This is a genomic window from Candidatus Pelagibacter communis, from assembly GCF_001179945.1.
GTDB lineage: Bacteria > Pseudomonadota > Alphaproteobacteria > Pelagibacterales > Pelagibacteraceae > Pelagilacustribacter > Pelagilacustribacter ubique_A.
In genome coordinates, this window is the sequence record NZ_CVSG01000016.1 from 1 (window position 1) to 1,113 (window position 1,113).

Genomic DNA, 1,113 nt, shown 5'->3' on the forward strand with positions numbered 1-1,113 from the left:
AAAAACGTAAGTGATTTATCTGAAAAGATTTTAAAAATCTCTAGAGATGAAAAACTAAGAAAAAATATTGCGAAAAATGGCAAGAAAAAGTATATGAAATATTTTAATTCAACGTTAGTTGCTGACTTTATTATTAACAAAACGTTAGGTAGAGTGGACAAAAAAAAATATCTTTGGCATGATTAATGAAAAAGTTTCTTATTTTCCGAACAGATAGAGTAGGGGATTTTATACTTAGCTGCATCTTAATAAAATCAATAAAAAGAAATAAACCAGACTCTGAGATTACTGTTATATGTTCTGAGCAAAATTATGAATATGTTAAGAATTATAGTTTAGTTGATAATGCTAAACTGTATCCAAAAAAAATTAGAAAAAAAATTTCTTTCTTTCATTCAATTATTAAAAGCAATTTTGATTGTATTCTTTCATTGGATGGAAAAAAGAGGTCTATTTTTGCATGTGTTATTTCCAAAGCAAAATTAAAGATCATGTCTGTAACAAAAAAAATATATAAAAAAATATTTTTTAATTTTAAAGATAATATTCTTTTTATTAAAGATTTTAGATCGAGGATAGAAGAATTTAAATTTATATTAAGAAAGATTGATATAGATTATTCTGATAAAGATTTAGATATTTTTGATAGTGAAAAAATAAAGTCAAATTTAGATATAATAAACAAAATCCCTGAAAAATCATTTTATCATTTACATTTAGATGAAAAGTGGATTACAGAAGCGTATAGAGGAAGGCGAAAATCTAGAAATTTTAAGCCTATAAATGCCTCAATAGTTCAAATGTGCGGTTTTATAGAGGAATTTGTAACAAGATCCAAAAAAGACTTGGTCATATCTGCTGGGGCTGAAACAAATAGTTTGATTGATGGTGTTAAAGAAAAATTTAATAAAAATAGTACTTTCGCTATAAATAATAAAAAGATAATAATTTTAGATAATTTATCTTTTACAGATTTAAAATTAATTATAAAAAAAGCAGAATTAGTTATTGCCTGTCACGGCTCCCCAGCACACATTGCCTCCTCATTTAATACTAAAATAATAGATATTTTTGACAAAAAAAATGAAGAATTTTACAAATTCTATACTCATC

General features: G+C 24.3%; 1 protein-coding gene and 1 pseudogene. Both read left to right on the plus strand.

The window, feature by feature from the left end:
• A pseudogene (locus AMN78_RS04150) lies at positions 1-186 on the plus strand (hypothetical protein); the annotation flags it as partial.
• On the plus strand, positions 186-1,113 hold a 928-nt coding region (locus AMN78_RS00745; RefSeq protein WP_075533728.1), incomplete at its 3' end, for a glycosyltransferase family 9 protein. The pseudogene AMN78_RS04150 and the gene AMN78_RS00745, both read left to right, overlap by 1 nt.